19 protein-coding genes and 1 pseudogene are annotated in these 24,988 nt (G+C 46.6%); 11 read left to right on the top strand and 9 right to left on the bottom strand.

Features of this window, described 5'->3' with window-relative positions; all coding sequences use genetic code 11:
* Positions 1 to 59: 59 nt before the first annotated feature.
* The 5 genes from DEALK_RS05615 to DEALK_RS09795 all read right to left on the bottom strand — a co-directional run bounded on the left by DEALK_RS05615 (position 60) and on the right by DEALK_RS09795 (position 4,449).
* Positions 60 to 734, bottom strand: a complete 675-nt coding sequence (locus DEALK_RS05615; protein WP_058439310.1) for an LOG family protein — start codon at positions 732 to 734, stop codon at positions 60 to 62.
* Between the two features lie 218 nt (positions 735 to 952).
* Complete coding sequence (locus DEALK_RS05620) at positions 953 to 1,270, bottom strand: type II toxin-antitoxin system HicB family antitoxin (RefSeq protein ID WP_186007582.1); 318 nt, start codon at positions 1,268 to 1,270, stop codon at positions 953 to 955.
* 5 nt (positions 1,271 to 1,275) lie between these two features.
* A complete protein-coding gene (locus DEALK_RS05625; RefSeq protein WP_144437081.1) occupies positions 1,276 to 1,512 on the bottom strand; it encodes a toxin HicA in 237 nt (78 codons plus the stop codon).
* A 174-nt stretch (positions 1,513 to 1,686) separates the two neighbouring features.
* Positions 1,687 to 3,012, bottom strand: a complete 1,326-nt coding sequence (locus tag DEALK_RS05630) for a radical SAM protein (protein WP_058439313.1) — start codon at positions 3,010 to 3,012, stop codon at positions 1,687 to 1,689.
* Positions 3,013 to 3,744: 732 nt separating this feature from the next.
* Positions 3,745 to 4,449 carry a peptide arginase family protein gene (locus tag DEALK_RS09795; RefSeq protein WP_083496368.1) on the bottom strand — a complete coding sequence of 235 codons (705 nt, stop codon included), beginning with the start codon at positions 4,447 to 4,449 and terminating at the stop codon, positions 3,745 to 3,747.
* A 296-nt stretch (positions 4,450 to 4,745) separates the two neighbouring features.
* On the opposite strand from DEALK_RS09795, the gene DEALK_RS05635 reads away from it, so the two are divergent.
* The 3 genes from DEALK_RS05635 to DEALK_RS10150 are packed head-to-tail and all read left to right on the top strand — an operon-like array spanning position 4,746 to position 5,697.
* Positions 4,746 to 4,994 carry a hypothetical protein gene (locus DEALK_RS05635; RefSeq protein WP_058439314.1) on the top strand — a complete coding sequence of 83 codons (249 nt, stop codon included), beginning with the start codon at positions 4,746 to 4,748 and terminating at the stop codon, positions 4,992 to 4,994.
* A 58-nt stretch (positions 4,995 to 5,052) separates the two neighbouring features.
* Positions 5,053 to 5,496, top strand: coding sequence for a ferritin family protein (locus tag DEALK_RS05640; protein ID WP_058439315.1), 444 nt, complete (start codon positions 5,053 to 5,055; stop codon positions 5,494 to 5,496).
* 24 nt (positions 5,497 to 5,520) lie between these two features.
* Positions 5,521 to 5,697, top strand: coding sequence for a hypothetical protein (locus tag DEALK_RS10150; protein ID WP_186007583.1), 177 nt, complete (start codon positions 5,521 to 5,523; stop codon positions 5,695 to 5,697).
* A 179-nt stretch (positions 5,698 to 5,876) separates the two neighbouring features.
* Here DEALK_RS10150 and DEALK_RS10435 read toward each other — a convergent pair whose 3' ends face one another.
* Entirely contained in the window at positions 5,877 to 6,335 is a 459-nt protein-coding gene (locus DEALK_RS10435; RefSeq protein ID WP_083496369.1) for a c-type cytochrome, read from the bottom strand.
* 215 nt (positions 6,336 to 6,550) lie between these two features.
* Positions 6,551 to 6,922, bottom strand: a complete 372-nt coding sequence (locus DEALK_RS05645) for a PAS domain S-box protein (RefSeq protein ID WP_058439316.1) — start codon at positions 6,920 to 6,922, stop codon at positions 6,551 to 6,553.
* A gap of 191 nt (positions 6,923 to 7,113) precedes the next feature.
* On the opposite strand from DEALK_RS05645, the gene DEALK_RS05650 reads away from it, so the two are divergent.
* The 3 genes from DEALK_RS05650 to DEALK_RS05665 all read left to right on the top strand — a co-directional run bounded on the left by DEALK_RS05650 (position 7,114) and on the right by DEALK_RS05665 (position 11,031).
* Positions 7,114 to 9,222, top strand: coding sequence for a BTAD domain-containing putative transcriptional regulator (locus DEALK_RS05650; protein ID WP_186007584.1), 2,109 nt, complete (start codon positions 7,114 to 7,116; stop codon positions 9,220 to 9,222).
* Positions 9,223 to 9,897: 675 nt separating this feature from the next.
* Positions 9,898 to 10,635, top strand: coding sequence for a hypothetical protein (locus DEALK_RS05660; RefSeq protein WP_144437082.1), 738 nt, complete (start codon positions 9,898 to 9,900; stop codon positions 10,633 to 10,635).
* 183 nt (positions 10,636 to 10,818) lie between these two features.
* Complete coding sequence (locus tag DEALK_RS05665) at positions 10,819 to 11,031, top strand: superinfection immunity protein (RefSeq protein WP_244881583.1); 213 nt, start codon at positions 10,819 to 10,821, stop codon at positions 11,029 to 11,031.
* 242 nt (positions 11,032 to 11,273) lie between these two features.
* Here the strand turns inward: DEALK_RS05665 and DEALK_RS05670 are convergent, their stop codons facing one another.
* Positions 11,274 to 12,356 carry a hypothetical protein gene (locus DEALK_RS05670; RefSeq protein ID WP_144437083.1) on the bottom strand — a complete coding sequence of 361 codons (1,083 nt, stop codon included), beginning with the start codon at positions 12,354 to 12,356 and terminating at the stop codon, positions 11,274 to 11,276.
* Positions 12,357 to 12,864: 508 nt separating this feature from the next.
* Here DEALK_RS05670 and DEALK_RS05675 point away from each other — a divergent pair.
* The 5 genes and pseudogenes from DEALK_RS05675 (at position 12,865) to DEALK_RS09805 (ending at position 23,212) form a co-directional block, all read left to right on the top strand.
* On the top strand, positions 12,865 to 13,653 hold the full coding sequence (locus DEALK_RS05675; RefSeq protein WP_058439321.1) for a zinc metalloprotease: 789 nt from the start codon (positions 12,865 to 12,867) through the stop codon (positions 13,651 to 13,653).
* Between the two features lie 384 nt (positions 13,654 to 14,037).
* Entirely contained in the window at positions 14,038 to 15,717 is a 1,680-nt protein-coding gene (locus DEALK_RS05680) for a histidine kinase N-terminal 7TM domain-containing protein (RefSeq protein ID WP_058439322.1), read from the top strand.
* Positions 15,718 to 15,731: 14 nt separating this feature from the next.
* The gene (locus tag DEALK_RS05685) at positions 15,732 to 16,415 is read left to right on the top strand and encodes a response regulator transcription factor (RefSeq protein WP_058439323.1); all 684 of its coding nucleotides are present in this window, start codon (positions 15,732 to 15,734) and stop codon (positions 16,413 to 16,415) included.
* Between the two features lie 1,181 nt (positions 16,416 to 17,596).
* Positions 17,597 to 17,863, top strand: a pseudogene (locus DEALK_RS10440) (Ig-like domain-containing protein); the annotation flags it as partial.
* 51 nt (positions 17,864 to 17,914) lie between these two features.
* Positions 17,915 to 23,212: a beta strand repeat-containing protein gene (locus DEALK_RS09805; RefSeq protein ID WP_244881584.1), complete on the top strand. Its 5,298-nt coding sequence runs from the start codon at positions 17,915 to 17,917 to the stop codon at positions 23,210 to 23,212.
* Positions 23,213 to 24,040: 828 nt separating this feature from the next.
* On the opposite strand, the gene DEALK_RS09620 is transcribed toward DEALK_RS09805, so the two are convergent.
* The gene (locus tag DEALK_RS09620; RefSeq protein WP_065128709.1) at positions 24,041 to 24,982 is read right to left on the bottom strand and encodes a tyrosine-type recombinase/integrase; all 942 of its coding nucleotides are present in this window, start codon (positions 24,980 to 24,982) and stop codon (positions 24,041 to 24,043) included.
* Between the last annotated feature and the right edge of the window lie 6 nt (positions 24,983 to 24,988).

A 24,988-nucleotide genomic window follows, 5' to 3' on the forward strand; every position in this document is an offset into this window, starting at 1 on the left:
GGCTATAAAGTAATCTAAGGATGCTCTTATTTTCTCGTCAAGTGGTCTAGCTTATAAGCCTAGAGTGCTCTGTTTCCGACGCATTCGTGACACTCATGCCATTTATTGATTATTCTCATAATCTCATCTACATCATCAGTAATACGCAGGAGATCGAAATCGCTTTCAGAGATATAAGCAAGAGGATGAACTACATCGCGTAACCATTTCAGCAAGCCTTCCCAGAACGCACTACCGAACAAGATTACCGGGAAGGGTCTTATTTTTTCTGTTTGCATCAGGGTAAGTAACTCTGTGAGTTCATCCAGGGTTCCAAGCCCGCCTGGCATAATAACGAAGGCAGTCGCATATTTTACCAGCATGACCTTTCTGGTAAAGAAGTGGTCGAATAGCAAGGATTTGGTAGCATATTCGTTATGTGGTTCCCCAGGTAAGGTAATGCTGATACCTACTGAATTGACTCCAGCTGCTGTGGCTCCTTTGTTAGCTGCTTCCATTACCCCAGGTCCGCCACCCGTAATGATATTGAAGCCATTTTTGCCAAGATTCAAGGCGATTTCTTCAGCCTGTAAATAAATTGGATCATCCGGCTTCACTCTTGCAGAGCCAAAGATGGTCACTGCCGGTTCAATACTGTCAAGCCGATCAAAGCCAGTGACAAATTCGCCAATGATTCTGAAAAGACGCCAAGACTCGTCTTTGCTGAGATTATTGATCTCGTAATTGTTGGCCATCTAGAAAGCTCTCACTTAGGATTCAGGTAGCCAAGCTAAAAAGAAGCATGTGGAATTCCAACGGGCATTATACAAGAGTCTGTAAAAATTCGTCGACTCGGTTTGTCTCAGGTCGTCCCACTCCTAGAGTCGGACTCCATCAGAAACAACGGATATCTGGTCGTGGCTGGATGAGACAATGACAACCGAAGGACTGATGATGCCTCTCGGTTGTTAATCTAAATTGCTAACTTAGCACTGATAAGACGATTGACACTGACCTTTTCTTCAGCTGCCTCGATATACAATTTACGATGCAGTTCTGGTGGGATTCTGACCTGAAATTTACCTGAAAACTGCCTGATAGCAAAAGGCTCTGGTATTTTCTCGCCAGAGGCTTTTAGATCCCTGACAGACTCAGCAACAACAGTTTGAATGCCAGCCAGAGCTTCGGCCTGATTCTTAGCCAACCAGCTGAGGCTGGGAAACTCAGCGCACAATCCCACGTACTCATGGTCCTCTTCAGACCAGGTAACCCGATAAGTGTATTTATCCATCTTCACTATCCCAACCTTTCTATGGCTTTAAGAACCTGTTTAACTTGATAGACTTTAGCTTTACCATTATCATCCTGAATATTCACCCTCGGATCTCCCTGCCATGGCATTTTGTAAATTCGATGGCTTCCGCCTTTTCGCGGTTCGCCAAAGTAGTGAGTGCACACTCTAGACAACTCATCAAAGCTGATATCGGCAGGGTTGGATTTCATCTGGCTGACTATTTTCTCTATCGCTTTCACAAAGTAATAGTATCAATAATGATACTGTATGTCAATAGGTTGACAGAACAACATCTCCAATCGATCTATTCTGCCTGAAACAATTGCGGATGTATCTACCTGTTCAGGCTTTTATCCTATTGTTGGGGGAATTACAAAATATTTTCGGGAAAATATTGCTCCGGCATATGGGTACTACTGAAGTGATTCGACCAGTTGATCCAGTGTCAATTCTTTGCTGATATAACAGCGATAAGCGCTAACCTGATCAATTGCCCCAGATTGACTGAGGCACCCGCCGGCGCAATGGTAACGGCAGAAGCAGTTTCGGCATTCACTGAGACTATCGATGTTTCTTGATCTCAAAATAGATTGTGTTTCAGAGTTGAAAATAAAGTGCCTCGTGTCGTTCTCATAGCTGCCATGGAAAAACAGTCCATCCTGAGGATTCTGTGGGTTGGTTCTCATATAACAGGCAGTGACCATCCCGGAGGGAGTTACGTTAAAGGCCGGATCGGTGGCGTAACAATAGCTTTTTCGAATGGACCCAACTCGTGCACTGCTGAATTCGATTCTAATACCATGTTCCTGCCCCAACTTCTTTACTGCTCTGAATGCGACGAGGAAACGATCGGCATCTAAGATATCAAGATCATTTCCCCTGCCTTGTTGATAAAATGGCTCGAGGTAAATGGCCTCAAAGCCCGATCGACCGGCCAGGATATTTATTATTCCAGGGAAGTATTGAAGGCTGTCTGCGGTAACTGTGGATAAGATCCAATACTTTTTGCCGATTTTATCGAGATAGTTGAAGGTTCTCAGAACATCCTTGTAACTGCCCTGTCCATTGCGCTTCGGCCTATGTTTGTCATGAATTTCTTTTGGGCCGTCCCAGGAGATACAGAACTCATCAACATGTTCAACCAGCCAGGCTAATCTATTTATTGAAGTTACACCGTTGGTGGTTATGCCGATATACTTTTCGATGCCTTCCAGTTTCACTCTGGATTCAAAATACTCGACCGTTGTCTGTAACATAGACCAGGCACATATCGGTTCACCTCCGCCATGGAACTGGAGATGGGCGATGGAATGATCTTCGGAGGCGTTTTTAATTATTAGGTCAATTGCAGCGCGGGCAACAGGCTCACTCATGGTTTGGGGTACTTTGTTGTTATGGGAATAACAGTACACGCAATTTAGATTACAAACATCTGTGAGCAGCAACCCCACTCGTGTAGGACGATAATCTGATGGTTCTTGAACATCAGGACTGTCAAGAATGGGCTCGCGGATTAACAAGCCCTTGGTTGACAGCGCATTGATGAATTCTCGGTCCTCAGAAGTCTTGGGAGTAAAACCCTTTTCGTTGAGAGCTTGCATAATCGGTATTGCAGCCTGATTCAGGCTTAAGACCTGATGACTCTTAGGAAAATAGGCTATTAGAAGTTCATCATGTTCAACTAGAAAGCACTTCTCAACAAAATGCCCCGCATTTTGTCCGGCAGACAAGCTTTTCATTAAAAGACGTCTAAATTCGATTAGAAATGGCAGCTATATAAAAAAGGTACGCAAACAAATTTTTCTTGTGGATCTTCATGTCACCTTAAAATCAGGGACCGGCAGTAGCTGCGCCTTTTGGGTTAATCTCGGATTTCTTCACCGGACCAGCCTTTATAACAGCCGGCTTTACGACTGGTTTGATGGGTTTTACTGGTTTCTTTTCCATATCAAGCCTCCATATTCGATTAGATGCCAATTATACGCCTCCGATTTAAATGATGCTAGATGAATAGAACCATAAGTCGTAGACCGTCATTGATATTGGAACCGCGACAGTACTAGCAGAAACGACTTCGAGTGAGCACAGTTTTGCGCTTCATCTACGCTTACAGGAGGCAAATGGTTGATCACGATTACTGGTAGTTACTCTGAAGATGGTGGCACTACCATCGCTACCCGCACCTTGACTCTTGATTCTCCTATCAATATGTCTGGAAATGAGACATGGAGCTGGAGTGGACCTGGAGCCGATTGCACAGGTGGTTTGGCGACAATGACTGCGACTAAGATACCATGATGCTAAGCCTAGCGAAACATCAGCGGTCACTTTTTTACAACGTATCACAAAAGCCAGGCTAGGATCTTACCTGGCTCTTGTGTCGTCCTCCTCGTAGAGTCGGACTCTGCCTGAAAAAACGTATATCCTGGAGTGGATCTACCGGGAAATGACCGAGGCTGGTGAGCTTCGTTCTATAACCCTTGAAGGGTTAGATTATTCACATACTGTGAAATAAGCGGAATAAGCTCATCGCTTTTTCGTGGTGTGTACTCGGGCGACTGGCTTAGAAGCACGTAGTCGAAAGGTTCTGTTGCGCGGAAATTTTGCCACTGTACGATCTTAAATTCAGCCCCTTTATTAGGTTCCACTGCAAGGCCACATGATGTATTGAAGGGTACTGATTTTTTGCTTACTGGATCATACTCTGGTAAATGGCTAGGAACCCAAGTTAATGAAGCGATCCAACCATAAGCGATCGCATAGGTCAAGTAATTGCCGGCGTTAATATATCCCTCTTCTAAAGGATTAGTCTGTTCTAATTTTTCAAAACACAGTTTACCCGAGATCAAGCGGAGACCGCCGCGAATTGTTAGGTCCGGGTGAGCGTCTACATGGATTACATCAAATGGTGTGTGTAAGGCTCCTGATTCAATCAACTTCCGCCATAATTCCAGCACCTGATGATGGCTCTCGACAATCGTTCCGGGAATTCGGACATAGCGTGAGAGGCCACATCGGCTTTCAAGGAAATGCCGCACCATGTCCTTCGGCCATGGCTTGTAACTGGAGCCTAAGCGTTTATTTTCGGCTCCAGAATAGTAGGGGTCTTTGTTCAGAAAAAGTCTAGATCTAGATCCAGAAAACGCATAGTCGTTCCTTTTGGTGACATACTTCAATCGATCTTTTTAAGGTAACGCCAGGTGTATCCCGAAAAAGTCCAGAGAGGTCGTTTACATTTGGGGCAGAGCAGTTTCAGCTGGTTGCCGTTCTTTTCCTGAACCCCCATGACCAGACACTTACAATCAGTGCAATATGTCCTGTGAGTTACCAGTTTCATCGCCATGCACCTCCTCCTTATTATTCTAATCCCTAAAATCAATAGAGGAATGGAATAAAACGGTTTGAGTAAAGATATTGCAGGGTGAGTCTGGCAGGGCTAAAATCAAACCAGTTAGGAAGGAGGGCGACGATTATGGAAGCCAAGAAAGCCCCGGGTCTAGTAAGCAGGATGTTTGGTACAGGTGAGGTTAGTCTGCTGGATACCAAAACCGGATACAGATATTCATTGGTTGCATATTGTCCTAAAGATGGTGACTATTCCTATGTTGACCGGGTTGACCGGTTTGAGAAAGCGGGCAAGTCGCTAAAAACCGTAACTTTCAAATGCCCAACCTGCTCGACCACTTTTGAAGTCCCAAAGACCAAGATCATGGTGATTTGAGTCACATCTCTTACTGGTTGTTAATCACTTTAGCCAATGGTATGATGGCACAACTCCCATGATCAAGTCTAATTCAACATCTGTAATAGAAGCTTTGGCCCAGAATGAAGAACTCATAGGCGAACTGTACCAAACTTATGCTGATCGATTGCCAATAAGAAAACAGCTTTGGCAGTCTCTTGCAGGTGAAGAGAAGATGCACGCGGCTTGGTTGCGCCAATTCGGTCAAATGCAAGGTGATGTCAAGGTAAGTAACAGGTTTTCGATAGCGGCGATATCAACATATCGTGCTTATGTGCAAAAAGAGATTAAGTCTGCAATTTCAGGGGTGGTTAACGATAGACAAGCTCTGACGACTAGCTTGTACATCGAGGAGAGTTTGATCGAAAAGAACTTCTTTGAGGCTTTTTCCGGTGAAGGGCAGTCGTTTAAAGCAGTTCTGAAACAGCTTATCGCCGAGACAAATATCCATATCTCGAAAATCAAAGCACAGCTCAATTGAAAGAGCCATGAAAGGATAAATTAGATGAAGAACATCAAGCTTTGGACACTGATCTCGGCAGGCTTGGCAGTAGTGGCGGTTGGCGGTGGTTTCATGGCCCAGGGAGAAGAGGGCACAATGGTACAGATCCACGCTTTGATAGGGGTAGTGACTCTTGCAGCAACAGTTATTGCCGCCTATATTGGCGCAAAATCGACTTGAAGTTGCCCCCATTACCCCAATAAGAAACAGGGTACCGAGAGGCCACTTACAGACAAGGAGAAAAATCTGTATCTGGCGGATTGGCGGTATCGACTCCATCAACGGGACGTTGATGGGGAGCTTGCGGGACTACCTGAAACGCGGGGGGATTTCGGAGTAGTTGGATGCTCAATTCAGGGCTATCTTAGAATAATGCTGCTTAACTGAGCCTCGCTATATGGCGCACTACCTGTTACTGCATTATTTTGGATAAGCAGGTAACAGACTATATCAATGTGATTCTGCCGCGAAAGGCTACTTGCTGAACCCGGCGGCATCGCGCTCGAGGTGTAGTTAAGCAGTAGTTGAGCATTACCAAGATCAGATAAATGGGAGTTCGGTCCCCAAAGCGCGGGAGCTCTTACACCTTGTCCATTATCACCGTGGCAACTGGCACATTTGGCGGCATAAATCACTTGCCCACTTTGAGCTAGTTGAGCAAAAGTGGCAGCTACCGTGGTCGTGGTGGGTTTGGTAGTAGTAGTCGTCGTCGTAGGTGGAGTTGAACCGCAGCCAGAAAATGCCATAAGGAGAGATACTACCGGAACAACTATTAATCCCCGATAAATAAGTGACGGTTGCATAGATGGTGTTCTCATTTCCCCTCTCCTCAATGATGCGCTATCTAATCCACCATTCACATTATAATGGGATTTTTTATTCCGCCAAACTCAGCTTTACCTGGTCCCGCCCTGATCAAAAGATTCATCTTAATAGGAGAGTTGGATTCTACCTGAAACAATGGGCAGAGATTGATAAATGTTTGCGGGAAAAATCATCGAGTGCCCCACCCCCAAACCATAATACCTTATCCTTAATGAGTTCTGGTGGACGGAAAATTTTCCCTTGCTACGCCCAAGATTGCTGGCTGGCAATTGTGCTCGATTAAACGCGGCCGGATGCGAACGAGTTTGACCTCGCCATCCTTTCGGACAATCCTGAATTCAGGTTCTTGCGGAAGGTTGTCAAGTTTGCCTGATAGAGCAAGTTTTGTCATCCTTATTACGTCGTCTTTATCCTCAGGATGGATTAAATCGATAAATAGCATTTTAGAGATTTCATCACGGCTATACCCCGAAAAATCAACAAAAGCCTGGTTAATAAATTTCAGCTCACCATCCTGAAAAACATATAGGGGTAAGGGAATTTCATCGACAATCTGACGATAAAAGTACTTATCTTCCATTTCAATCACCTTGACAAGCAGAGTGAAATTATATCACGAGCTGGTTCTTGGGGAATATTCCTGGTACACAACAGCAGGCTAGTCCATAAAAACACAGAGATCAGTACCCATATTGCCCTTGTTGTCACTTTAGGTAACGCCTATAATGGTGCCAATTTTTCCAAGCAATTATGTATTCCGAAAACACCACCATGGAAATTGAGTCGCTCCTGAATTCAGGGCAATTCGCTGAAGCCGCTACCCAGGTAAAAGCGATCGCTGGTGAGCTGTTGCGTAGGGGCGAATTCGCTCCTCTTGTTGATATTCTAAGCAGAATCCCATCTAGCTTGAAACAAGCTGATAATGACCTGGGTTTGATCTTGGCGCAGAGTCTAATCCACACCGGGGAGGTTCATCAGGCTGGCATCATTTTAACCCGGATTATCGACAATCACCCCGAAGACGGCCGAGTCAATGAAACGCTTATAAACGCCTATATTTGGCGGAGTGCGGCGCATCGGTTGGCTGGTAATTTGCGCAATGCCATCATTGACGCCGAATTAGCCTTATCGAGGCTAAGAAAAACAAAGAACTACCCATTCATCGCCAGCGCGCAGTTCAGGCTTGGGAATGCGCTGTTCTATTCTGGCAACCTTGAAAAAGCAATCAAACACTTTCAACTCGCATTAAAGTATTCTGCCGATGGCTTTGACCTAGACCTTATCGCCAGAATTCAGAATTCCCTTGGTGCGGCATATCTTAGACGCGGTGATATGACTTCAGCAGCCGTCCATTTTGAACACGCCTGCGCTGGATGGGCAAAGACGAAAAACTTCGGAGCCTTGGCAGCCACACAAATCAATCTTGCCTATTTTTGCCAACGTCAAGGGCAATCAGAACGGGCTTTAACGATCCTTGTAACGGCCTTAGGCCATGCCCGGGCTGCCGGTTCGAAGCGCATCGAGGCTAATATACTCACTGCAATGGGGATTGCCCAGCGGGACCTCGGTGATTTCGTTAATTCCCTTTTATCACTTGATTCAGCTTTAGCGGTTGCACTTGATGCAATGGAACAATACTTTATCTTATGGGCTAAGGCGGAAATGGGTGATACATATCGTCGGATGGGACAATACTCCAAAGCCGTCCAGATATTAACTGAAGCAGTGTCTCAGGCTAACGAGCAGTCTCAAACTTCTGATGCTGATATTTTCAGTGTCAGTCTGGGTATAGCAAAATTCCAGGAAGGTGACAATATCGGCGGAGTTGAGATTTTGTCTAGCACCGCCTCGAGGCTGGAAAGTGGTGGCGACCAGGATGCCTTAGCTCGATGCTATCTCTTTTTAGCTCACTGTTCATTCGTCGGAAAGGATTTCGACTCCGCGAAAACCTGGTTGGGGAAAACAGCTGTTTTGGCGGACAAACTGGAATATGATGGATTCTTATCAACCGATGGCGCGGATTTCCCATTATTGCTCCATTTCGCCGCTTCTAAACAGATCGGTGGTGAGCATTTTGTTCGAGCTCAGCACCAACTTCGTAAAAGAATGGCTTCACAGATCAGCGTTATAACGGATCCCGCCACCGATCCGAACCGGAGCAGTATCGAAGTATATGCCTTTGGGAGTACAAGAGTCTGGATTTGTTCTAATCCAGTTGGTGAGGCGGAATGGCGTAGTGTCCGGGCTAAAGAACTGTTCATCTACCTGTTATGCCATCCAATGCAAACGGCAGATCAGATTATGACTGCACTGTGGCCGGAACTCTCACCAAGCCGAGCTCTCGGTAACTTCCATACGGCTCTGTATCGAGCACGTAGGGCAACTTCCCCCGGCGTCATCACTACAAACGGCGGCCGCTACAGTGTATGTGAAGACCTCAATGTTTACTGTGATTTCATTGATTTCCTGAAACTCTCCACCCCAAAAGTATCGACTGAAACCGAGGCAATTTACCTGGAACGCCTGGCACAAGCGATCAATCTATATCGAGGACCGTTTATGGAAGGATTTCAGGCTGAATGGATTGAAGAGCTTCGTCGAGAGTACGAGGCAAAATACCTACAGTTGCTTAGCACTGTCGCTGGTCATTACCGCCTTCGTGGTGATCACCATAAGGCAATCCCTATGCTTGAAAAGGCAATCGCGATAGATAGTTACCAGGATGATCTATACTGCGAACTGGCCGAAAATCATATCGCTTTAGGTGACCGGCTATCAGCTCTAAAGGTATACCAGCAGTACAAATCGACGGTCGCCAACGAGATCGATTCTGACACTCCGTCTCGAATCTTAGAGATCATCAAACCAGTTTCTGTATAAAGTTAGAAGGCTTCCCCTCTCGAAGAGAAGGCAAAACGCCTTCTCTTTTTTGTTGGTCAGAATTTGGTAAGAGACGGTGTTTTATGATGTTACCAAGCTAACGATTTGCCAAAATTGTTTATAAAGGGGGTGAAAAAATGAAAAACTTCTCTGCGCGAGCCGTAATCGCAGTTGTCATTACTCTTATAGCCTCTTTTGCTTCAGCGACGATAGTTGCCGCCGGTCCTATTGCTACCCTGCCATGAAGACAATTAGCAGGCAAGGCTGCGGTTTAACATTCAGCGCAGCCTTGCCTGTAGCCCACTGGGACAGGTTTGAAAGGCTCTAACTAAATCATATGGCAAAATACATTGAAATATCCGAACTAACCGAAGCGGATTTCAGCCAGTTTCAAGAAATCGAACTCCTGGAGTTACTGTTGGGGCTTTTTACTACGGATGAACGAAGCCATGAGTTAGCTCGACTTTGCCAATGCCGCTTTGGATCTTTAGTGAATCTCGTTGGGACTTCGAGCAAGACCCTTCGTGAGGCGGGGCTTCCAATGAAAGCAATACTGTCAATAAAAACAATCGGAGCCTTGAGTAGAAAAGTAACTGAAGAATCCATAGCTCCAATAATAAACCGGAGTAACTTATCCGCTAGCAACAATTAATGATCGTTTATGAAAGGCTTGACATGATCACGTTCAACGAGTTGGCCTGGGCAGCTTTGTTCAACTATTATAAAACTAACGGTGACAAGCGATACATGAAATTGATGGCTGATAAGTCATTTGTTTCTCGTTTGCGTACCAATCCCTCAGAAATTGAACCTGAGGAACTTGAACAGAAGCTCATTTTGGACCATGTGAACGTGATCAACTTCGATCTTCTAATGGGTTGCCGGTTAGCCGAAAATATCCTTGAGAAAGTCACCAAGCTGCAGCCAGAGATCAAAGCCATCCAACCATATTCCATTATCGATATCGACCTTGACGACACTCGAATTATTGAATGCATCCAAACAATCTACCGGCAGCTGTCTTCAGTGAACGGATTGTGGCTTACTGGTGTATCTAAAATTGCACACGTGTTGAACGATCAATTGTTGCCGATCATGGGTTTAGATGTTATTGACCGATTCCCACAGATCAAAGAGGAAGGCTATAAAGGTGTTACTCCATGGTTAAAGCAGATTCATCTCGATGCGGAATCGGTAATCAGAAACTTCGAGGAACAAGGCCATTCAGGCTCGCCTAATGCATTTCTATCCGAGAGTTTAAATTACACTGCGAAGGGAGTTATCAAATCCCTGGTGAAATTCCTAGACGAATACTATTGGCTGTATTACGGCGAACAGCTCCCCATCCCGCCGAAATGGGTTCCTACATTCAAAGAGCTAGGATATGTTGTTCCTTGCCTAGAAGTAAACTGATGTCTGTTTGTTGAACAGACATATCTGATTTTTGTTAGATCAAGCCTGAATGAAAGGCAACGATCCCGGTGTTTGCATCGAAAAAACAAAACCTACAATGGCTAGGCTAGCTCTTATAGTCCACATACGCTTGGAACGCTTATAATCCCGATGAGTACCGGTAAATGAAGGAGGTGCTCCTGTATGCGCTGGGAATGGGCTCCCATGGGTTGGTTCTTCGATAGCTGGTTTGGCATTATAGTTTTTGTTATCAGTCTAGCAGTGTATGCTTTACCCACAATAATCGCTGTCGCCCAGCATCATCACAACGCCTTAGCAATTATTTTGGTTAACTTTTTCTTGGGTTGGACTTTCCTCGGCTGGGTGGCGGCTTTGATTTGGGCGGTAAAGAAATAGTCCTTTGTTTTTAGGAAGGGCAGCAATTACTTTTTTTGCACCGATGAAGAACGATCAGATGCTGCGAACTCACACATTTTTGACGGATTATGCATTTAGGTGGGGGACGGTGGAGAGTCGAACTATACCCGAAGTAAAGGATGTCTTGGAGTGTATCTACCAAAAAAAAATAAACGAAGGGCTGATAAAGACCCTTCGTTTATTTTTTTGGGTAAACCTTCGACCCAGTTTGGAATTCTTATTTACTCGATAAACGTTGTAGTATCGACAGGGTAAAACCTGACCTGCAGCAATTTGGTGCCGTCATTAACAAGGCCTTGTTCAGTGATTACCAGATCTGCGATGTTAAGTATCCATTCTGAATCGTAGTACCAGGACATCGGTGAATCGCCTAGAGAAAGGGCTGTCAACCAGGCTTCGACATCCAGTTCATCCTCGACACCGTCGTTGTTGTAGTCCCTATTAGCCGCGGTGAGGTCATCGTTATCGTAGTCACCGATTGGTACATCGAAAAGGGAGATTATCCCATCCGGCACACCTTCAGGACCATTTGTATCGAGGCGGGCGTCCACGACCCATCCGGTGTAGGTGAACAGGTCTGTGATGTTGGTGGCTTTTGATTTGCCTTTACCGACAGTAGAATCCGGATCAAACCTAACGAATGTTTCTTCCTCGGCAACATACAGGTTTGGGCCTACAATCAAGCCTAAAGCCAGCAGTGGGTCATCAATTGGATCAGTATAGTTGGGGAATTCCGTATTTGCAGGATCGATATCGTTGTAGGCTGCGATTACCTGATTAGGGTAAAGAATAATGCTGCTGACAGGCTCGATGCTACCGTTATTTGGCTTGCCTAAGATTCTTCCAAAAACGAAATAGCCTTCGGCTTCATAGGGAAGTTGAACCCGGGCAGCATCGCCATCGAAGGCTTCTGCAAGTGGATCGAGGACGTAGAGTTCGGTTTGAGATGACTTTTTGTTAGTTACGTACTCGATCGTTGAAGCTCCAAATTCGAGAATGAAAACCGAATTGCCACCCGGAGTGGGATCGCCAATATAATCCGCCGTCTTCCCGAGTATGTTGAGATTGAAATGCTCACCACTGGGGAACCCATTGCTTCGTGCTATCACATCATTGGTGCCATTTGAACCATCTGGCTTTGCCGCCGCAATCTGTGTTACACCCGTCATAATCAAGACTAGTGTAAGAGCAAGTGACAGCCTTACTGCTTTTCTGCCTTTCATACCTTCCTCCTCTGATGCGCCTGGGTCTTCATTCGCATCAATCAGAAGATAAGCCTTGGCTTGTTGATTAACAATCACCAATTAGTACCTTATTAGGCTGGTAATAAAGTAATATTAACGTACTAAAATGAGAAACACGGTGGGTTGAAAAGGTGCTCGTTGAAAATCATCTTCCGAGTGGAGTCTTTTCTAGATAGACTATTTCGAAAACAAGTGAGACTGGTGGGTAAAATACCTAACTCTAGACAGTTTAGGTTAGGAAAATGCATCTTGTTTTAAGGGAGTTATCGGCCCAAAATATGATCATGGTATTGAAGGGGACCTGCCTGAAGTGTGGTGTTGAAGTCTATGGCTGGGGTTTGTCGTTACCACGGCACCAGACATGTGCCACCTGTGGGGTAGGTTACATTATCACTGAGAATGGCAAGTTCGTTGCAAGAGGGTATTCTCCTTTCCAGGCCCCAGAAGAAGGTCGAATCAAAACCAGAATCAATCCAAATTCTCCGACTCAGCGAAATAAAGCTAATTGACATAGACCCAAATGGGTGTTAAATATGGATTGGGTTATCGAGATTTTAGGAGGTGTTAGATGTTCCATTCCTTGAGACGCGTGCTAATAGTCTTTAGTGTTCTGACCCTTATTATTTTGCCTTCCTCTGGTGTTGTGGCTGCAGCCGACAATGGCCAGGGGAAAGGTCCTCCAATTCTTGATCGAGTGGTCTTTGTTCATTATCCGAAAGACCTTCCTGCAAAAGGGGGTCTCCCGGGCAAACCGCCGACTGATGGTGGGGATGCCACTAAAGAGTGGTACAAATATAGCGGAATCCACTGGAATATATCTGATATCCCCGTAACTTACAAAGTCAACATTCTTAATTACTCAACTGACTTTCTTGATGGAATCCAGGCAGCATTTCAAGAATGGGAAGCTGATTCGCAATCGTCTATAGATTTTGAATATTATGGCGATTTCACTGGGTTTCCAAGTAGCTTTCAGAGCGGGGGAACCACAAACGGAACCAATGAGGTCGGCTGGGTTGATATCTCTAACCAGTACCCCAATGCAATAGCAGTTACTATGATTTGGTACAACTCATTGACCAAAGAGATAACCGAAGTTGATATGGCAATGAATAGCTATCTACCTTGGGCTCAATCGGTTATTTCAGGCGACCCAGATCAAGCAAGTGGGGTAACTGGGCACTACGACGTACAGAACATTGCGACTCATGAAGTAGGTCACTGGCTTATGCTTGGAGATCTGTATAATAAGCCGACCATGACACAAACGATGTACGGATATGGTTCTCTCGGAGAAGTAAGTAAACGCAGTCTTGAGAGCGGTGATTTGGCAGGTTTGCGGGCCATATACCCATAGATCTTGATAACGGATTTAAGGGTCACAATGCGATGAGCCAGGCAAGAATCTTGCCTGGCTCTTGTATCGTCCTCCTCTGATATCCAACGCATATGTCAAGAATTTTTTAGATTGCTATTGAACTGAGCACGATCTACCGCTACACTTAACCATATTTGAATCAACAGTATAGGCATATTTCTTTGAATCTGATTATATTTGAGCTGAGCCTGCTGAAGAAAATTAAACTGTTCTATGCGAGATGATCTGGTCTTTTACCTGTAGCTCTGTTATCCTGACCACCTTGATTGAGAACGGCAACCTATCTGAGCAGCCGGTCCGTCAGATTTGGAAATTGGTATTAAACATGGATACCGCTGACCTGAACTCCGGAGATAAAACTTTATGAGTGGGGCATATTCCTACAACCCGGAAGCTTGGCCTGCACTCGTTACGGTTATCCTGACAGGTATTCTCGGTTGGTATGGCTGGCAAAGACGCAAATATACTATTGCCAAACCCTTCATACTGTTGTGTTTGTTTTCTTTTTTATGGGCGGTAGGCTGCTTACTTGAAATATTAGCAATCGAATTTTCCGACAAAATATTCTGGATTAAATTCCAGGGAGTCTGGCAATTACCTGAAGCAACCACTTGGTTGTGGTTTGTTCTGGAATTTGCCGGCTTTAACCGATGGCTGACTCCCCGCACCTTGTGGCTCATGTTCTCGCCTAGCCTTTTCTTTTTCTTGGTGATAATCACGAATTCTAATCATCATCTTCTCTGGAAGGATTTCCTGATGGGAGATCACGTTGTACAGGTGTTTGGCATAGCCAATTGGATTGTTATTGGTTATGCTTGTGTTTTAGTTCTGATTATAGTTGCAATCCTAATAGGGTTGGCGATCCGGTCTCCACAACTTCGCCTGGCGGCGACAGCTATGTTGTCGGGTATGGTCATCGCCTTTGGAACCTATATATGGTTTAACATAAATACTGAGATTTTTGGCCCCGGGGAACGAATTTTGTCTACAATGGGGATCCTATCCTTGTCATTCTCCTTAGCTCTTTTTCAGTTCCATGCTTTGGATCCCGTCCCCTTGGCGCGTTCCACCGTTATTGAGCAAATGGACGACGGGATGCTTGTACTTGATGCCCAGGGAAGAATCGTCGACCTAAATGAATCGGCAGCTCGAATTTTCGATAACCCACCGCAAAATTTACTCTTAAGCCCGGTCGTCGACTTTTTACCAGGTTATCCAACATTAACGGTCGCATCCAGCGGTGTTTCACCAACGGAAATTAGAACGAGAGATGGTACTTCTCATTATTTCAATGTTGGTCTGACACCTTTAAAAGATAAACGCGATAATATTGTGGGGCGATTGTTGCTGTTTCGCGATATCTCAGCACAAAAAGAAGCTGAAGACCAACTCCTGGATCAACAACGACTAGTGGCTACGCTTCAAGAGCGTGAACGCTTAGCTCGTGAACTGCACGATGGCGTTGCGCAGGTATTGGGATACATGGGTATCCAGGCGCAGACAGCGTTAAAATTGTTGAACGAGGGCAACACCGAAAAAGTAAGCCCGATATTAAGACGGTTAGTTGAAGTCGCCAAAGATGCCCACGCAGACATAAGAGAGTCCATTTTGAACCTGAGGCCGAATTCGGTGGGGGAATGGTCTTTCGTTTCTGCGCTAACCCAATATCTGCGCAACTTCGAGAATAATTATGAAATCCGCACTGAACTTATACTTCGGGAAACCGATAAACTTTCAATCAAGCCCCTTGTAGGAGCGCAAGTGTTAAGAGTGATACAGGAGGCGCTCAATAACTCTCGCAAGCACGGCGATGCCAAAAACATAAAAGTTACAATCCAAACAAACAGGGACGGCAAAATCGTTATTCATGTTACCGACGACGGAAATGGGTTTGATATTAATATGCTGAACCAACAGTCGGGTACCCACCTTGGCCTGGCTTTTATGGTAGAACGAATGCGATCGATCGGAGGATCAATGGCGATCGATTCTAAATCCGGATCAGGCACCTTCGTAAAGCTCGAAGTGCCGGTAACAGCTTAACTGAGGTTTAGCAAATGAAAGTGTTGCTGGTCGATGACAACCGGTTGATGATTGAAGGGCTGCAAAATATGCTCGACGCCCATGGCATCGAAGTTGCTGGTACAGCCACTGACGGACTTCAGTCACTGGAACTTGTCCGCCGGCTCAAACCGGACGTCGTTCTCATGGACATACGTATGCCTCTTTGCGACGGGCTTTGTGCCACCCGCCTGATCAAAGCAGAGATGCCCGAATCCAGGATAGTCATATTAACTACCTCCACAGAAGAGACCGACCTGTTTGAGGCCATTAAAGCCGGGGCTTGTGGTTACCTGTTAAAAAGTATGGACGCATCGGAGTTGGTGGAAGCGCTGGAACAAGCAAACCTTGGAGTGCCCCCTTTTTCTCCCAATATGGCCATGAAACTCCTAAATGAATTTGCTAGGCTTAGCAATAAAGCTCAACCAGAAATTCCAGCGAGCCAGATGCCTAAAGCACCGATACCTGAGTCGAAGTTGAATCCCAGGGAGATTGAAGTTTTAAAGTTCGTTGCGGCTGGATTGACATACAAAGAGGTCGGAGCAAGGCTTAACCTCAGCCCCCGTACCATTAAATACCATATGTCTGAGATTATGGCCCGTTTGCATTTGGAGAACCGGGCTCAAGTGCTGGCCTTTGCCGGGCAATCAAACCTGTGGAGTGCCCAGCCTAAGAAGTAAAATGTACCGTATCTTCTGCCCAAGGGACAGCCTCCTTTGTACTAAGAGGCTGTCCCTTTTCTGTCCCTTGAGACATGTTCAACCAGTACTTCAGTCACTAAGATGATTGATTGAGGACAACATGTCTATTCGAAAAATCTGCCTGTGTGGAAATTCCGTCATCATGGGGACACTTAACTCGAGGCTTCGGCAGCAAGTCGATTATGAAGTCATTTCGTTGAAAACGTCACCGGCTTCAACGGAAATAAGCGCTGTAAGACCCGATGTCATTTTCTTCGACCTAGATTCTCCCAGCCCCCGGGCAGCCTTCGATTTACTCGAGACCAGGCCTGAAGTGACCTTGGTTGGGGTAAGTCCTGATGCGAATGTCGTCAGAGTTTGGTCTGGTAAGCAACTGAAAGAGATATCGACTAAAGATTTGATAAGAGTAATAAATGAATCGTCGACCGTCTGATTAAAAAGACCAGAACGTTTATAAAACGTTAAAAAGATATTCCAGAACAGGAATACAGGAGGAGGAATTTGTGAAAACCGTGAAAGTCAACGGGCAAGGATGGTGGAAACGATATTACAGAGTAGTATATTCTGCAATATTTCTTCTTCTTTCAATTACTATGGCCATCGGGTTGGCAGTACCGTTAGCGGCTTCAACAACCGACACCTACCGTCCCAATAGTGATGTTAGCATTAGCTCGTATATAAATGGTAACGGCGGTGGCACTCATTCTGCCCGAGTCAGTGATTTGGATAACAACACATATGTTTTCACAACCAATGAAAATTGGCATTACGATCTATATGGCCTTCCAAACCATAGTTCTTCCTTGGACGGCATTACCACCATCAATTCGGTGACGTTGTGGGCAAAGGTTTGGAGTGAATATTGTGAGAACGACAATTCCAGACAATCAAGCGTAAGGACAAACCTCAAAATAAATGGTGTCAATTATTATGGGACAGCTCTATCTCCTACCCCTGACACTCGGGTCGACATATCCACAACATATGATCATGTTCCCGGCACTACATCTACCGCTTGGACTTGGGCCAATATAGATGCCTTGGAGGTTGGCATCGGGCTAAGATCACCCGGATATGATAGTTGGTGGACTCAGTATTGGAAGGAAGCCATGTGCCTCGAGGTCTGGGTGACTGTTAATTACAGTTTCAATACTACTACCATGGTGACATCAAATCTCAATCCTTCAAATACTGGTGACTCAGTAACATTTACTGCAACCATAACCAGAGCGGGTGGGTCTAGCACCCCTACTGGCAGTGTCATATTTATGGACGGAGCAACTATTTTGGGCACTAGAACACTATCGGGAACGGGTGCTTCGGCAACAGCAGCTTATACCACATCCGCTCTTTCTGTCGGCAGTCATTCCATAACTGCGGCATACGGCGGTGATGGAAATTTAGTTGGGAGTATATCAGCGCCTCTGACGCAAGTGGTGAAACCTTACAATATAATCACTACAGGGAATGCCACCGGAGTGACTCTGACTGGCGCGACATTGAATGGTTCAATTAGTAACTCAAATGGTTCGTTGGTAACCTGCTCATTTCAGTATGGAACGAGCACTTCATATGGAAGCACCACTTCACCTTTGATATCGATGTATGACAATGGGAACTTTTCCGCGACAATCACTGGTCTGACCGATGGGGTTACGTATCATTACCGGGCGCGAGGATATGATTATTCAATACAAGGCTACGTTTACGGGGAAGATAAAACCTTTACTCCGCGGCATAACTTTTTGACCACGGACAGCGCAACGTTAGTGTTTAATACTGGGGCAACGCTGAACGGTTCACTCAACAACGCTGACGGTAGTAACGTTGCCTGCTACTTCCAGTATGGGACAACTACTACATACGGTAGCAGCACACAGTCATTTTCCCAAGGCCTATACGCCAATGGCAGCTTTTCTCGTGCCATCACCGGCCTGATTGAAGGAACTACCTATCACTACAGAGCGGCTGCTTACATTTACGGAACAGGTGAATACGTTTATGGGCAGGATATGACATTCGTTGCGGAAGGGCCTCCAATTTATACAGTTACCTTTAATGGCAATGGCGGTGGCACTCCTGACCCGACAAGCAAGTACGTTACTTATGGTGCGGATTATGGCACCTTAGCCACGGTAAGCCGAACCGGTTATAGCTTTGCAGGCTGGTTTACAGACCCTAGTGCTGGCAGCCAGGTTACCACTACAACCACCGTAACGATCACGGTCAATCAAACTCTCTACGCTCACTGGACACCCAATACTTACACCGTTACCTTCAATAGCAACGGCGGCAGTACGCCATCTCCAACATTCAAGAACGTGACCTATGGTTCCACCTACGGCACACTACCTACGGTAAGCCGCACCGGCTACACCTTTGCTGGCTGGTTTACTGATCCAAGCGGTAATGTCGAAATTACAGCGTCAACTAGCTTAACTATAGCGCTTAATCACACTCTTTACGCTCACTGGACAGCCAACAACTATACCGTTACTTTTAATGCCACCAGTGGCGGTACACCTTCTCCTGCTAGTAAAACCGTAACTTATGGCTCGCCCTACGGTACTCTAGCCACTGTCTCTCGCACTGGTTATACATTCAATGGTTGGTTTACCGATGCGACTACCGGTACAGAAGTTACTGCTGCGAGCACCGTAACTTCTGCGGCCAACCACACCCTTTACGCCCATTGGACGGCCAGCACCTATACGGTTACCTTCGACAGCAATGGTGGCGGCACACCTTCTCCTACTAGCAAGACCGTAACATACGGCTCGACTTATGGCACCCTAGCCACTGTCTCCCGCACTGGCTATACATTCAATGGTTGGTTTACCGATGCGACCACCGGTACCCTGATCGAAAGCACCACCTCCGTTGCCATCACCAGCCCGCAGACCCTGTACGCCCATTGGACGGTTACCAACTATACCGTTACCATAATCTGTAGCCCCACTGCAGGCGGCAGTGTCAGCCCGGCGGGCGGGACCTATACAGCCGGGACTTTCATCTCCCTCACGCCTATCGCAAGTACCGGTTGGAGCTTCAGCGGCTGGAGTGGGGACGTCGTCATCGCGTTTCCTATGTCTAGCCCCCTGACATTCACTATGCCGGCAAGGGATGTTACTCTCTATGCCAGCTTTACTCAGAACGACTACGTGGTCTATACCTCTGTTGGCACCGGGAGTGGAAGTATCGTGCCGAATATGGCGGTCAAACACTACGGTGACTCGGTTTCTATGACGGCCGTGCCGAGTGTCGGTTACCATTTAGTAAACTGGAGTGGAGACTTCACCGGCACTGAAAACCCCATTAGCTTCAGCATGCCCGCAAGTGATGTCCATATCACCGCCAACTTTGCCATCGATACCTATACCGTAAGTTTCGACTCTACGGGCGGAAGTCCCGTCACCAGCCAGACACTTGATATCGGCTCGCTGGTAACTAGGCCGGCCAACCCCTCATGCAGCGGTTATGTCTTCGCTGGCTGGTATAAAGATGCTGATTGCACCGATGATTGGGACTTCGGCACAGATACGGTGAGTGATAATATCACCCTTTACGCCCGCTGGGCGGTCTTCGACCAAGGGATCGATGCTACCGGTAACTCTTTTTACATGTGGGACGGCTCGCTTGCCCAGACCTTCACCGCGGGCAGGACCGGGGGGCTCTATATGGTTTCCTGTTTCTTGTCAAACGGTTCTGCTTTTACACTGAATGTTGAAATCCAAGGAGTGACCGGCAGCAAACCAAACGGTACGGTACTTACATCTAGCACGGCTAACGTATCAGCCAGTCCAACTACCCAGCGATGGGTGGAAGTGGTATTCGCAACGCCATATCCGGTGACCGCCGGACAGCAATATGCCATCGTCTGGAAGAACCTTCCTTTCAGCGCGAACATCAATTTCTATTACTCAAAAACCGACGCATATACTGGAGGCGAAGCACTTGTGCTGAATGGCTCAAGTTGGGAAAGCGCAACCGGTCCAGACTTCGTTTTCCGTACGTTCATCCTCTCAAGCCCGGGCATCAGCGTGAGCCCTACTTCTGGACTGGTGACTACTGAATCCGGCGGCACGGCTTTCTTCACTGTTCGTCTTGGCAGTGAGCCCACAACGGATGTGACTATTGCGCTATCCAGCAGCGATACTTCAGAGGGTGCGGTGTCCCCCGCGAGTCTGACCTTCACCCCAGCCAACTGGGATACGCCACAGGTGGTGACCGTGACAGGGGTGGATGATACGACAATAGATGGTGAGGTTGCCTACCAGATAATTACTGCCACGGCAGTTTCCACCGATCCTGCCTATAACGGGCTTAACCCAGCGAATGTAAGCGTCACCAATACCGATAACGACCTCCCGAGCTACGATTTGACCATCAATACTACCGGCAGCGGCTCGGTGATCCGAAACCCGAACCAGGCAGCCTATGAAGAAGATACATCCGTACAGCTTACGGCAGTTCCAGCTGTGGGCTGGCACTTCGTAGGCTGGACAGGTGACCTAACCGGCACCGATAACCCCAAGAGCGTCACTATGACCAGCAATAAAACCGTCACTGCTAGCTTTGCCATCGATACTTATACAGTGACCTTCGACAGCAACGGCGGAGGAACGCCTGACCCGACGAGTAAAACCGTAACCTACGGTTCCACCTACGGCGCACTGGCTACGGTAAGCCGGGGTGGCTACACCTTCGACGGTTGGTTCACCGCTGCTAGCGGCGGCACCGAGGTTACCGCTGCAACCTCGGTTGCCATCACTAGCCCACAGACTCTATATGCCCATTGGACGGCAAACAATGTTGCACCTGAGGCGGTTAATGACACCGCAATCGTCAACGAAGACAGCTCTGACAACATCATCAACGTCAAAGGCAACGATATCGACGTCGAGGGGAACACACTCACTGTAACAGCAGTTGGTGCCGCGGCTAATGGCACCGCCACCCTGGATACAGGAGTCGTAAAATATACTCCAACAACCAACTACTTTGGCGCTGACTCCTTTATTTATACTATCTCCGACGGCAACGGCGGCTTCGATACTGCTACCGTCAGCATCACGGTCAATTCGGTCAACGATCTGCCGACCATTTCAGATATCACCGACCAGACGATCAACGAGGACGCCAACACTGGTGCGCTGGCTTTCACAGTCGGTGATGTCGAGACCGCCGCCGGCAGCCTCACGCTAGGTGGCAGCTCCTCCAATACCGGGCTGGTACCAAATGCCAATATCGTCTTTGGTGGCAGTGGTGCCAATCGCACTGTCACCGTGACCCCCGTCGCCAACGGCTTTGGTACGGCTACGATAACCGTGACTGTCACCGATGCCAACAGTGGCACTGCCCAGGATACCTTTGTACTGACGGTCAATTCGGTCAACGATCTGCCAGCTTTATCTGGTACATTTGCCTCACAGACCGTAGACTACAGTGACCCCATCACAAGCGGCACTGTTATCGCCACTGATGTGGATTCTATGGAGCTTGAAATCAATGGCCTTCCCGCCAATGTAACTGCCTCAAGCCCGACAATCAGCGGTACTGGAACATGGACCGATCCAAGAGTCTACACATGGACCATAAGTGGACTAGCAGATGTGGCATCCGGATCGTGCCAAATCAAGGTAACTGATGGCTCAACACCTGTGAATGGCCCAACGATCACTGTGGACAAAGAGGACGCCACTATCTCATTCGATCCGAACAACATCGTTGCTAACTTGGTACACGAAGACGGTGGAGATAATTCAGCTTTTGTGTGGCATATAACTATTACTCAAGCCAATGATGGGCACCTCGGTGAGTTGAGTAAAATCGCGGCTGCAGACATCAGTCTGTCGTTTAAAGCTGTGGGAAGTGGAACTGGTTATACCATGACTGCAACTGACTTCAAACCATCAACTGGTATCGCAACATTCAATGTTCCAATCAGTGTGTTGAATGTTGAAACCTATACCGGTGAGGTGTCGCTTTCAAACAACTGGTTCAAAGCCATAACGGCTGAAAATGTTCTTGTCGTCTACGATCCAAGTCTTGGCTTCGCATCTGGCGGTGGCTGGTTCTATTGGCCAGGTACAACCGATAAGACCAACTTCGGCTTTACCATGAAATACAATAATAAAGGTCAGCAGGTCCAAGGTAGCCTCCTGCTCATCCGCCACATGCCCGATGGCTCAATCTATCGCATTAAAAGCAACGCACTTTACGGGTTGGCTTTGAATACAGTCACTGGAGTTGCGACCTTCAGTGGCAAGTGCACTTACTTATACCCCAATCCGATTCCTGGAGCTGACCCAATCAATGTCGGTGGTCAAGAGTTCATGATCTATGTCGACGACAACAATGACCCCGGTGACGGTATCGATCGGATCTGGTTCACAGTGCTTGGACAATCCTTCTCCCTGGATAATGGGAATAATCTAGCTGATGTGAGCGAGATCCAACCAATCGTCAGCGGCAACATCGTTGTCCCGCACATCGCCGCTGGACAATCGACCAATCCAACGGTGACATCGATTACCCCCAATATCGGAGTTAAAGGCGCAACAATAACTGTAGTTATTACAGGTACGGGTTTTACTGAAAATGTTAAAGTGAGTTTTGGATCAGGCATAACCGTCACTAATCTTGTGGTGAATAGCGATATTCAGATAACAGTCACTATCACCATCTCTTCTAAAGCTAAATCAGGCACTAGGGATGTGACAGTAACTACAGCTAGCGGCTCAGGTACTCTCGCTGAAACATTTACAGTTACCTAGTATCACAATTCCAAAAAGTCAACTAAACTGGCTTGCAACAGAGGGCGGGGAGAAATCTCCGCCCTCTGTATTCGGATTGGAAGTCAGCGTCTCGCTATGAATATCCCAAACCCAGGGTGAGCAGAGGATGTTCTCATTGAAACGCGGTAAACTGCCAAAGAACTACACTGATTGGGATGGGACATAACGGTCTCTTAATATGACGAATCAAGCCTTTTGTTACTTGACACTTTTTGTTAAATTGTGTGAACCAGCAACAAATAGTATTTTCTTTCGATTAGAACGCCGTTCTTGAGTTGTTTTCAACCATTGAAATCACCGAGGCTTAGGGTGATTGAGCCCGCTTCCAATCTGTGTAATAACGACCAATCGTGTGTGAAATATTCTTCATTTCACTACCGCTTGAGTCCCTCCAAGTATTAAGGAGATACCGTACTTCCCTAGGTGTGAATTTTGCGTCGAACAGAAGGAATACTTCACACTTCAGGGTGCCGGGTTTCAAATTGTACTTCCATGAAGTTTCTATAACTTTTCGTTCATGTTGCGATAGGTCTTCCATTACACAATTATATCACGTGGTCCCATTCAATTTGTCAGGGCATCTTAAGACTGGGTGGCTTTTGTATTAGAAATGCTCTTGTGGCATTACTTACTACATCAGAGCATTTGAGTAGCAATTAGCTTCATTTCACGGCACGAGATGAGGAGTAGTAGACAAGAAGGCTAGTTGAAGTAGGTACTAGGATTAAGTGGCGATTTACTAACGATTAAGTAGGGATCGAGAAGAGACCATACTAGTCCCTTGCTTTTTTGAGAAGGACATGGCGCTCATTCATCCCGAACCGAAACATGTTCGACGCCCTTGTCACTGGCAACGGTGTATCGCCAACCTTTAATTGTTTCATCGCCATTCATGTTTGTCTTAGGCTTCTTTCCCAACAAAGCTATTGTATCTCTTAATCCTTTGTCGGCGACCCCGAGATAAACCTGAGTTGTGTTCAGGTTTTCATGTCCTAGGAGTTGTTGAACATTGGTGACGTTAGCTCCCCGTTCTACTAGATCAGTCGCAAACTTATGCCGCAGACTATGAGCATGAATTTCTTTGACCCCAGCCTTTTTAGCGAATTGGGCGACCTTGTCTCCTATTGCTGTTGCTTTTAACCCAAACACCGTTTGCTCAGGAGTCATGTTTTTGGTGAAGTTCTGCAAACGCATGACCATTGTTGGTACCAGAGGAATGATTCTATCCTTGTGATTCTTGGCGTCTCGGACGACCAGGAAATCGGCATTGATATCTTTGACCTGCAGGTTGGCGAGTTCAGAGCGCCGCATCCCTGTATTTAAAGCGAGTTCGAGTAGCAGCAGGTCTCGAACTATCGTAGATTTATGAGTCTTCTTTTCTCTAATGGCTTTAACCAGCTTCTCGATCGCTTCTTGTTGAGTGTATGGCGGTAGAGTTTTGGGGATTTTGATCTTCACATCGAGAGGCTCACCATACCATTTGAAGAATTGACGCAACATCTGGGCATAGCGGTATAGAGTGCGTGGCTTTCGATCGGTGTATTTAGCGAGGAAGGCTTTAGCCAGATCTGGCGATGGAGGGAAATTGCCTAGTTCAGTCTGGAATTTGGTCAGAATTGCTCTAGTGTCGCTCAGGTTTTTAACATTCCGTAAACGTAAAATGATCTCGTTGTCGTAGAGCTTGAAAAGCTCCTCGTTGGTCATGTGCCTGAGCTTGAGTTTGCGCTTACCTTCTGGCCCCAAGAGCATCTCCAA

The organism is Dehalogenimonas alkenigignens, from assembly GCF_001466665.1.
GTDB lineage: Bacteria > Chloroflexota > Dehalococcoidia > Dehalococcoidales > Dehalococcoidaceae > Dehalogenimonas > Dehalogenimonas alkenigignens.

What these genes read in the sequence shown, in the direction of transcription:
- DEALK_RS10150 (WP_186007583.1), top strand. Translation starts at nt 5,521, where the DNA reads ATGAAGAACATCAAGCTTTGGACACTGATCTCGGCAGGCTTGGCAGTA.
- DEALK_RS05630 (WP_058439313.1), bottom strand. Translation starts at nt 3,012, where the DNA reads ATGAAAAGCTTGTCTGCCGGACAAAATGCGGGGCATTTTGTTGAGAAG.
- DEALK_RS05640 (WP_058439315.1), top strand. Translation starts at nt 5,053, where the DNA reads ATGATCAAGTCTAATTCAACATCTGTAATAGAAGCTTTGGCCCAGAAT.
- DEALK_RS05615 (WP_058439310.1), bottom strand. Translation starts at nt 734, where the DNA reads ATGGCCAACAATTACGAGATCAATAATCTCAGCAAAGACGAGTCTTGG.
- DEALK_RS09620 (WP_065128709.1), bottom strand. Translation starts at nt 24,982, where the DNA reads ATGCTCTTGGGGCCAGAAGGTAAGCGCAAACTCAAGCTCAGGCACATG.
- DEALK_RS05675 (WP_058439321.1), top strand. Translation starts at nt 12,865, where the DNA reads ATGTTCCATTCCTTGAGACGCGTGCTAATAGTCTTTAGTGTTCTGACC.
- DEALK_RS05680 (WP_058439322.1), top strand. Translation starts at nt 14,038, where the DNA reads ATGAGTGGGGCATATTCCTACAACCCGGAAGCTTGGCCTGCACTCGTT.
- DEALK_RS10435 (WP_083496369.1), bottom strand. Translation starts at nt 6,335, where the DNA reads ATGAGAACACCATCTATGCAACCGTCACTTATTTATCGGGGATTAATA.
- DEALK_RS05650 (WP_186007584.1), top strand. Translation starts at nt 7,114, where the DNA reads ATGGAAATTGAGTCGCTCCTGAATTCAGGGCAATTCGCTGAAGCCGCT.
- DEALK_RS05665 (WP_244881583.1), top strand. Translation starts at nt 10,819, where the DNA reads ATGCGCTGGGAATGGGCTCCCATGGGTTGGTTCTTCGATAGCTGGTTT.
- DEALK_RS05635 (WP_058439314.1), top strand. Translation starts at nt 4,746, where the DNA reads ATGGAAGCCAAGAAAGCCCCGGGTCTAGTAAGCAGGATGTTTGGTACA.
- DEALK_RS05620 (WP_186007582.1), bottom strand. Translation starts at nt 1,270, where the DNA reads ATGGATAAATACACTTATCGGGTTACCTGGTCTGAAGAGGACCATGAG.
- DEALK_RS05685 (WP_058439323.1), top strand. Translation starts at nt 15,732, where the DNA reads ATGAAAGTGTTGCTGGTCGATGACAACCGGTTGATGATTGAAGGGCTG.
- DEALK_RS05660 (WP_144437082.1), top strand. Translation starts at nt 9,898, where the DNA reads ATGATCACGTTCAACGAGTTGGCCTGGGCAGCTTTGTTCAACTATTAT.
- DEALK_RS05645 (WP_058439316.1), bottom strand. Translation starts at nt 6,922, where the DNA reads ATGGAAGATAAGTACTTTTATCGTCAGATTGTCGATGAAATTCCCTTA.